Consider the following 9692-nt stretch of genomic DNA (forward strand, 5'->3'; position numbering starts at 1 on the left):
TTTTAACATTGACGCTCAGCAATTCTGTAAATAGTCGGTTATTCTTCTTAGGGCTGAATCCAGACGAGCATCACTTCCTGCGCAAGAAATTCTGACGTAGTTTTTTGCCGTATCTGAAAAAATCGAACCAGGGAAAATTTGCACCCGGGCTCTTTGGGCTAAATCAAGACAAAAATTGTCGGCATCATCACCAAATTTATCTGGAATTTTTGCCCAAACATAAAAAGCACCCTGAGGAAGTTTTACTTGAAATCCAAGTGCATTTAAAGCATTGGTAACTTTTGTAACACGCTCAAGATATGTAGAGCGTGTTTTTACGCCGGCATCTGGATCATTTTTTAATGCAAAAGCCGCTGCATCCTGTATTGGAGTTGCAACGCAGGTTAGAAGGGTATCATGTATTTTGCGCATAGCTTTCATTACTTGCCCATGAGAGATTACGAAACCAAATCGATATCCAGTCATTGAATGGGATTTTGATAAACCGGTAATTAGGATGGTTTGTTCGGGTAAAATCGAATAGAGGGACACGTGATTTCCGATATAGGTTTGTTCGGCATAAATTTCATCGCTGAGAACCCAGATTTTCAATTCTCTAAAAACATTTGCCAGAGCATTTAATTCAGACCGGTTATAGGTTATCCCAGTGGGATTATTTGGATAATTAATAACAATTGCAATTGGATTGATTCCCTTACTTATGGCATCGTTATAAGCATTTTTGATCAATTCAGGTGTCAGTTTAAAAGCGGTTTGCTTGGTATCGATCGGAATTTTAGCGGCTCTTGCCAAGCACGAAGCTGTTGAATATTGCGAATATTCAGGTTCAACAATCATCACTCCGTCACCGGGATTCGCAAGAGCTAATAAGGCCAGATTAATTCCTTCGGCAGCACCGACGGTTACGAGAACATCATTAGCACTCTCAATTCGGCAATCGTATTTTTTATTATAAAAACCTTTAGCGGCTTCTCTTAATTCAAGGATTCCCTGACCATCGGCATAGTGTGAACGATCCGCGTCAATTGCTGTTTTAAAAGCTTCTTTTGTTTTTTTGCTGACAGCGAAATCCGGATCGCCAAAACCAAGGTCCACTAAATCATCGCTTTGTTCAACTTTATCCAAAAAGTCGAGCATTGGATCATGGGGAATGTTTTTAATTCTGTCACTTAAAGGATGGGTCGCTTTATTCATATTTTGTTCCCTTTTCTATATAGTTTGTCATTCTCCTTAAAGCTTCATCTAAATCCGAATCGGAACTTGCGTAGGAAATTCTGATATAATTTTTTGCATTTTTGCTAAAGGCTTCTCCCGGCAGGACAGCAACTTTGGCATTGTTCGCCAAATCAACGGCAAATTTATAACCATTGTTGCCGAAACTTTTCGGAATTTTGGTAAAAACATAAAAAGCACCTTGCGGATTAACTGATTCAAAACCCAGTTCAGTCAATTTTTTTAGCAGACGATCACGTCGTTTACGATATGCTTTTAAAGCGTATTCTGGCACATCTTCGCCAACTGTCAAGGCGGCAAAAGCAGCGTCCTGGCTGAGAGTTGAAACGGCAAAGGCCAGAGCTTCGTGTACTGTTAGCATTTTCTCGATCAATTCGCTGCTTGCAAAGATAAAACCGATTCTGTAACCGGTCATTGCATGAGACTTCGATAATCCAGTCAATAAGATCGATTGTTCCGGAATGATTTTATATAACGAAGTATGTTCACCTGAATATGTCAATGCAGCATATATTTCGTCGGAAATAACCCAGATTTTATGTTTTTTCAAGGTATCTGCAATCGCCAGTAGTTCTTCTTTTGAATAGGTCACCCCCGTTGGATTGGCTGGATAATTTATTAAAATTGCTTTGACTGGTATATTTGCGTTATCAATTGTTTTCTCGATCAATTCAGGAGTAATTTTGAAATTGTGTTCGCAAGTATCAAGTGGCACTTTTACTCCTCCCGCCAAAGCTAGACTGGTTGAATACGGTGAGTAACTTGGTTCGGGAATTATTACTCCGTCTCCACGTTCCAGAATTGTCATGAAAACAACATTGATTGCTTCACTGACGCCTTGAGTTACCAAGACGTCATTAACCCCTTTAAGATTCAACTGAAAATGGCGATTGAAATAGGAGACAGCAGCACGACGTAGATTGATTTCTCCCTGTGAATTTGCATAATGACTTCGATCATGGTCGATTGAAACTTTAGCGACCGCCTTGATTCGATCATCTACGGTAAATCCAGGTTCACCGAATGTCAACTGAATCAAATCGTCGATATTCCTAATTTTGGCTTGAAAATCAAGAATCGGGTCTCTTCTTAGATTATCAACGGTTTTATTTAATGGAAGTATAAAATTAGACATGTTTACATTATACGAAAGGAAAAATCGACAAAAATCGAATGTTAATATATTTGTGATGAATTATGTGACAAATTTGACAAAAGAAAATCTTGCCGGGGAGCGAATAGGCGTCTTTTTCGGTACATTCGCGCCCTTACACGTTGGTCATCAAGCTGAAATATACAAAGCGGCTGCTTTAAATGATGGCGTACTCGTTGTAACTTCGGGATACACCGGCGATCGGGGCGAACAAATTGGCCTGCCGTTGCGGAAACGTTTCCGTTATTTACGACAGGCTTTTGCCGACGAATGGCAGATTAAAGTTGATTATTTAAATGAAGATGGGATTCCAAAGATGCCTGACGGCTGGGACGTTTGGCTGGATAAATTATTAGGAATTATTAAACGGAATATCGTTAACAAAAATGCGAAAATTACTTTTTATACCGGTGAACCGGATTATAAAAAGGAGATAGAAAAGCGACTAGGGGATAACCCTCAATTTCGCGTTTCTTTAATGGATCGCACAATTTTAAATATTTCGGCAACTAAAATAAGAAAAGAGCCTTTAAAATACTGGGATTATATCAATCGTGTTTTTCGTCGCCATTTTGTCCAAAAAGTTGTTGTAATGGGATCTTCCAATTCTGGGAAATCAACCTTGATTAGACGATTGGCCCGTTCTGCCAATTCGCCTTTTTCAGATGACTTTGCGGCGATTTATCAGGAAGAATCGAATGTTGCTGATTCGGAAATGGACATTAAGGACTATTCGAATATCATTCAAGGTCAGTATCAGGCTAATTCATTGGAAATCAATTCACCAGCAAATAATGGTTTGGCAATTTTTAATGGGGATGCCATCAGCCTTCAAGCTTATTCGAATTTATTATTAAATCAGGATGAGCGGCTGCAGCTAAAACATTTGTATAATACAATTATTTCGGCTGAGGAATTCGATTTAATTCTTGTGATTCCACCTTTCAGCGATCCGAGAAGAAAGGTTATTCGTTTCACCGGAGCAGCAATTGATCCAGTTGCTTATTATCAGGAATTAATCCGTTTAATCGATTTTTATGGTTTTTCCGATAAAATGGTTGTTTTAAATGCAAAGAACCAGACTGACGATCCGGCCGGATATTATGCGCGTTACTTGCAGGCTCTTGATGCAATTGAAAAATACACCAGTTTCGATATTGAACATCATCGATAATCTTTTGGACGGTATTTTTCTTCGTTTCCATATTTTACGCATTGTTAATTATTAGTTTCTCACTTATTAAAACCGCTACAATATTTAAGGTATGAGAGAAGATTTTACAAATGAAATTGTTACTGAATCGCTGAATGAAGCGGGTATTCTAGTGGAGAAACCTTCCGAAATAAGGCGGCACTTTGATGATTTACAATTTGATTCTCGTAAAGTCACAAAGAAGAACACACTTTTCGTCGTAAAAGGCGCTTTTAAAATAGAATATTTAACAGCTTCTTTACTTGATAAAATTTCCGGCATTGTGACGAGTCGGAAAGAAAAAATAAATATTCCGAATTTGCCGCATTGGATTGTTTCTAATTCACAAATTGCTTTGGCGGTTCTGTCTGCAGAATTTTTTGGCCATCCGGAAAAGAAGTTGAAAATTCTCGGAATCACGGGCACAAAAGGAAAAACGAGTTCTACTTACATGGCCTATAGTCTTTTAGATCGGCTGACCAACCATCAAACTGCTATGTTCTCAACGATCGATACCTTTTTAGGTCGGGGAATTAAATTTAAAAGCGAATTGACAACCCCAGAGTCTTATGAACTTTTCTCCAATATGAAAAAAGCACTCGATAACGGTAATAAGTACTTAGTGATGGAAGTCAGTTCCCAGTCCTATTTAAAAAATCGCGTTTTTGGAATTCATTTTAAAGTGGGTGCCTTTTTAAATATTAGTCCTGACCATATTGGTATTAATGAGCATCCAACCTTTGCTGATTATTTGGCTCATAAAAAAATGCTTGCGGAGAATTCCGACGTTTTTGTCTCGAATATCGATGATGCTCATGGACAGGAATTTATTGATCATGCAAAATCTTTTGGAGCAAAAACAGTTTCTGTTTCCGAAAATAAAAAAGCTGATGTCAATTTCCATATTAAAAAAGCGGACCTTGACGAATCGATTTTCTATTTAACAGAAAAAGGGAATAGTCAAGAATTCTTATTGGACATTCCTGGTGTTTTTAATATCTATAATGCTTCGGTTGCAATTGCAATGGTTCGCGAAATGGGTTTTAAACCGGAAAAAGCTAAAAAAGCACTGGCAGAATTGCAAATCCCTGGTCGAATGGTGAAAATAAAGACCAAATCGCATGGTTTGATCATTGTTGATTACGCCCATAACGGTCAAGCTGTCACAACTTTATTAACTTTCTTGAAATCTCAGCATCAAGGAGGCAAAATTATCATTGTTCTCGGATCTCCAGGAGATAAAGGCAAAGATCGTCGTTCTCAATTCGGTGAAGTTATAAGTAAATTTGTCGATGTTGCATATCTAACGACTGATGATCCGGGTACCGAGGATCCACATCAAATAAATAATCAGATTAGAAAAGCAATCAGCAATCCGAATGTCGAACTTCACGAAGAACTCGATCGCAGCAAAGCAATTCAGGAGGCAATTAAAAAAGCAAATATAAATGACCTGGTTGTTCTGGCAGCCAAAGGGGAAGATGCCTTTCAAAAAACAAATCACGTCGATGTTCCTTATCTTGGAGATAAAAAGGTTGCTGAAGAGTTTTTAGCCGAAATTGAGAAAGTCTGATAGAATAGCACGGTTAAGGAGAAAATATGCCACTTAAACCAAATGAATTAGCTGAACAAAATTCGAAGTTTCGAATCGGTGATGTTTTGTTGGCTGAGCCTTACGGCGGTTTGCAACACCCTATTACCGGGCAGGTTGAAAGAATTTATGAAAATTCGCTTTTAATCGAAATTACCGATAACCAAAAAGATGATCAGATAACCGTTACGGAGATGAATCATCGAGCTGTTGTGCCGATGGATTCAGTTGAAATTATCAAACATGGACCGAAACCAAAGCCGGCAGATGGCGATGGCAATAAAAAGTAATCGAAAATAATGAATAATAATACTTCAACCGCGATTGCGGTTTTTTAATTCGGAAGGGTCTGTATAATTAGATTTATGAATTTTACGCATATTATTGCAGAAAAAATTAATCAAACTTTAGAAAATACTTTTGATTTAGACAAACTTGAGAAATTGGTTGAAAAACCCAAGGATCTTAATAGGGGCGATTATGCCTTTCCGACTTTTTCTTTAGCCGCTAAATTTCATGAGGCACCTCAAAAAATTGCTTTGAAAATTGCCGATGAAATTGATCGAACCAATTTTGCCAATGTAAAAGCTGTTGGGCCTTATGTTAATTTTTTTATCCAAAGAGTTGAGTTTACTAATCAATTATTGAAAGAAATTCTACTGAATGATGATTTTGGCAGGAATAACCAAGGTGCCGGTAAAAAAATTGTTATTGATATGTCTTCTCCCAACATTGCCAAACCTATGAGTATGGGACATTTACGTTCGACCGTAATTGGCGAAGCAATTTCCAAGATTGCCAAAGCAAATGGTTACCAAACAATAAAAATAAACTTTCTTGGTGACTGGGGAACTCAATTTGGCTTAATGATTGCCGCTTACAAACTATGGGGCGATGATAAGCTAATCAACAAAAATCCGGTCGATGAATTAGTTAAACTTTATGTCAAAATTAACAAAGAATCGGAGACAGATAAATCTTTAAAGGATTCTGGACGGGCTTGGTTTAAGAAATTAGAAGACGGCGATCCAGAGGCTGTTAAGCTGTGGAATTGGTTTAAAAGCGTTTCTTTAAAGGAATTTCAGGAAGTTTACGATCGTTTGGGAGTTAGTTTCGACTCGATGAATGGTGAAGCTTTTTATAACGATAAGATGGAGCCGGTTGTGAAAATGCTTGCTTCCAAAGGTTTGTTAACTGAGTCTCAAGGGGCGGAAATAGTTGATTTGCCTAATTTATTGCCAAAAGATAATTATCCAATAGCAATGATAAAACGTTCTGACGGGGCGACTCAATACATTACTCGAGATTTGGCCTCTGCTATTTATCGTCACGATGCGTATGACTTTGCTAAGTCCCTGTATGTTGTTGGCGCTGAACAAAAGGACCATTTCGATCAGATGAAAGCAATTCTGAAGTTAGCCGGAGATGATTGGGCTGATGATATCGAACATATTGGTTTTGGAATGATTACAATGAACGGAAAAAAAATGTCGACTCGAAAAGGAAATATTGTTCCTTTGGTTGATGTTTTGGATACAGCTCGTCAATTGGCTGCCGAACAAATTTCTGAAAAAAATCCGGGACTTGAAAATGCGGATCATGTTGCCGAAGAAGTTGGTGCAGGTGCGGTTGTTTTTAATGATTTACAGAAGGATCGAAATCTATCGATCGATTTCAATTTAGAAAAAATCGTTCAGTTTGAGGGAGATACTGGGCCTTATGTGCAGTATACACATGCTCGGGCAATGAGCATTTTGAGGAAATCCGGGCAGCAAGCCATTTTGAATACTGGGGTAACTTTTGTTGATGAAGAAGCCTGGCCGATTGTTTCAAGACTATCGGCTTATCCGGAAATGATTAAACGTGCTTGGCAGCTTCGGGAACCAAGTATTGTTGCTAAATATTTATTGAGTCTGGCTCGTGATTTCAATTCTTATTACGCACACACCAAGATTCTTGTTAACAATGAAAAAATGCAATCGCGTTTGTCTTTAGTCCAGGGCGTATGTTCCGTTTTGAAGAGTGGTTTAAATTTATTAGGAGTTTCTGCACCTAACCAAATGTAATTTTGTTTAAAAAGAATCAAAAATTTAAGTTCTTCATTAAAAAATTCCAACTAGTCCGCTGGGTTATTTTGTTTTTCCTTGTGGTCTTTTTTGTTGGATCATTTTATCTGATTGTTCAGGCTCAAATGGCTGATGTGGACAAATTGTCTCAGCAGTTGGCCAAGCCAACAACTATTTATGACAAAAGTGGAAAAAAAGCCGGTGAATTAGCTGACCAAAAAGGAACTCAGGTCAGTTTGAAAGAAATTTCTCCAAATTTGAGGAAGGCCGTTCTTTCGACTGAAGATCGTAATTTTTATCATGAATTTGGTTTTTCTTTTAGCGGATATGCCCGGGCTTTGTGGTTATTTGTTCGTAACAAAATAACCGGTCGGAATTATATTTCCGGTGGTGGATCAACGATAACCCAACAGCTAGCCAAAAATGCTTATCTTGGTCAGGAACAGACTTTTACGCGAAAGTTTAAGGAACTTTATTTATCGATTGAAATCGAAAAAAATTATTCTAAAAATAAAATTCTTTCAATGTATCTTAATTCATCATATTTTGGCCATAATATTTATGGTGTCGAAGATGCTGCCGAGGGATATTTTGGTGTTTCGGCCGCTAACCTTTCTGTTTCTCAGGCAGCTTCGATTGCCGGAATGCTGGCTAATCCAACTCTTTACGATCCAACAAAGTATTTGAAGTATGCAACCTCGAGACGAAATACAGTCTTGCAGAACATGGTTTCAAACGATAAGCTTAGTCAAAAAAAAGCCACCGCTATCGAGAAAACGAAAGTAGTCGCGAAGACACCCAATGTAAGTCAAAAAACAAATTATCAATATCCTTGGTTTTTTGATGCCGTAATCGATGAGGCAATCAGCAAGTATCATTTGACCGAAACAGAAATTATGAACCGTGGCTATAAAATCTACACCACACTTGATCAGGAAGACCAAAAAGATTTGCAGGAAGATTACAGCAATAAATATCTTTTTCCAGTCGAAGATGACCAATCCGCTTCAATTGCTTTAAACGCCAGAACCGGTGGCGTATTGGCTGTAATCGGCGGCCGTGGGAAACATGTTTTCCGAGGCTTCAATCGAGCAATTCAGGCTAGACGTTCTCCTGGTTCTTTAATCAAGCCTCTGGTCGTTTATGCACCTGCTTTAAGCCGAGGATATAGTAGTACAAGTACTTTTCCGAATACGCCGATAACTTTTTCCGGAAACTATCGTCCAACAAATGCTTTGGGATATGAATCAGGCAAAGTTGATATGGCGACCGCTATTGCGGATTCGTATAATATTCCGGCTGTCTATTTGTTGGATAAGATTGGTGTTAAGACAGGCTACGATTATGCAAAAAAATTTGGTCTCCCAGTAGAAAAATCCGATGAAAATCTTGCATTGGCACTTGGTGGGATGAAAGAAGGCGTTTCACCCCAGGAAATGGCACAGGCTTATACAGCTTTTGCAAATAATGGGAAGATGTCGGCTGCCCATTACATTACGAAAATTGTTGATGCGACTGGTAGCGTGATTGTCAATCGTCCCGACGTTACACAAAAACAAGTTATTTCAAAAAAAGTCGCAAATGAAATGACTACTATGATGTTCGGCGTTTATAAAGACGGAACGGGAGCCGCGGCAGCACCAAGCGGTTACAAAGTTGCCGGCAAAACCGGAACAACACAAGATGTCGATAATACAAGTATCCAGTATGCCTCAAAAGATTTATGGGCAATTGCTTATACACCTGATCTGGTAGTTGCTTCCTGGCAGGGTTATGATGTTTCAACGACTGGTAAAACATTGCCAACCTATCTGAGCGAATCGTTAGGCCCGTTATTTAAGGTTCAAACCGAACAATTAATTTCCAATTCTCCACAGACAGCCTTCGGCAGTCAATCAAGTACAAAAGAAAGTAGTTCAAGTTGGCTTGATAAATTGAAAAATTTATTTAATAACTCTGGGAAAACAGGCAAAAATATCAGCAACCAATTCGCCGGGATCAAAGATAAGATTTCTGATGCTTGGAATAGCTTGTCTAATTTCATTCAGGAACATTTAAAACAGTAATCGTGTCGATGCTTTGATAAAATTGATGAGACAGGAGATAATATGGCAACATTATTTGATCAAGCTAAATTAATGGCAAGAGAATTACAGGATTCAGATGAGTTTAAACAGCTTTCGACAGCTTTGGCAAAAGTGAGAGCCGATCAGGAGGCCAACAGTGCTTTTCATGATTTTCAAGTGGCTCAAAAAGAAATTCAAGAACTTCAATCTAAGGGTGAGGAACCAAAGCCGGAACAAATTCAGCGTTGGCAAACCACCGCTCAAAAAGCTCAGCAACTTAAACCAATTAAAGATTTAAGTGTTGTTGAACAAAATTTAAATAATATGCTTGGCGAAGTTAATGAAATTATCACTGCGCCGCTTAATGAGCTTTATTTGAATAATTAAAAGA

At 38.3% G+C, this 9692-nt stretch carries 8 protein-coding genes; 6 read left to right on the plus strand and 2 right to left on the minus strand.

Going from position 1 to position 9692, the window contains the following annotated elements:
- Positions 1-15 precede the first annotated feature (15 nt).
- Both A3G9_RS0102935 and A3G9_RS0102940 read right to left on the minus strand, forming a co-directional pair.
- Positions 16-1194: a pyridoxal phosphate-dependent aminotransferase gene (locus tag A3G9_RS0102935; protein WP_002821811.1), complete on the minus strand. Its 1179-nt coding sequence runs from the start codon at positions 1192-1194 to the stop codon at positions 16-18.
- Positions 1187-2368 carry an aminotransferase class I/II-fold pyridoxal phosphate-dependent enzyme gene (locus A3G9_RS0102940; protein WP_002820565.1) on the minus strand — a complete coding sequence of 394 codons (1182 nt, stop codon included), beginning with the start codon at positions 2366-2368 and terminating at the stop codon, positions 1187-1189. The genes A3G9_RS0102935 and A3G9_RS0102940 overlap by 8 nt, the downstream gene beginning before the upstream one ends.
- Between A3G9_RS0102940 and A3G9_RS0102945 the strand changes: the two genes are divergently transcribed.
- The 6 genes from A3G9_RS0102945 (at position 2367) to A3G9_RS0102970 (ending at position 9688) form a co-directional block, all read left to right on the plus strand.
- Positions 2367-3560 (plus strand): AAA family ATPase, encoded by a 1194-nt coding sequence (locus A3G9_RS0102945; protein WP_002820564.1) that lies wholly within the window; start codon positions 2367-2369, stop codon positions 3558-3560. The genes A3G9_RS0102940 and A3G9_RS0102945 overlap by 2 nt on opposite strands.
- Before the next feature lie 91 nt (positions 3561-3651).
- Positions 3652-5151, plus strand: a complete 1500-nt coding sequence (locus tag A3G9_RS0102950; RefSeq protein WP_002821127.1) for a Mur ligase family protein — start codon at positions 3652-3654, stop codon at positions 5149-5151.
- 26 nt (positions 5152-5177) lie between these two features.
- Positions 5178-5459, plus strand: coding sequence for a hypothetical protein (locus A3G9_RS0102955; protein WP_002816692.1), 282 nt, complete (start codon positions 5178-5180; stop codon positions 5457-5459).
- Between the two features lie 75 nt (positions 5460-5534).
- Positions 5535-7235 carry an arginine--tRNA ligase gene (gene argS, locus A3G9_RS0102960; RefSeq protein ID WP_002820561.1) on the plus strand — a complete coding sequence of 567 codons (1701 nt, stop codon included), beginning with the start codon at positions 5535-5537 and terminating at the stop codon, positions 7233-7235.
- Between the two features lie 2 nt (positions 7236-7237).
- Positions 7238-9301: a transglycosylase domain-containing protein gene (locus tag A3G9_RS0102965; RefSeq protein ID WP_002820560.1), complete on the plus strand. Its 2064-nt coding sequence runs from the start codon at positions 7238-7240 to the stop codon at positions 9299-9301.
- Positions 9302-9343: 42 nt separating this feature from the next.
- Positions 9344-9688, plus strand: a complete 345-nt coding sequence (locus tag A3G9_RS0102970) for a YlbF family regulator (RefSeq protein ID WP_002820559.1) — start codon at positions 9344-9346, stop codon at positions 9686-9688.
- The last annotated feature ends 4 nt before the right edge of the window (positions 9689-9692 follow it).

The organism is Oenococcus oeni DSM 20252 = AWRIB129, assembly GCF_000372485.1.
Classification (GTDB): domain Bacteria; phylum Bacillota; class Bacilli; order Lactobacillales; family Lactobacillaceae; genus Oenococcus; species Oenococcus oeni.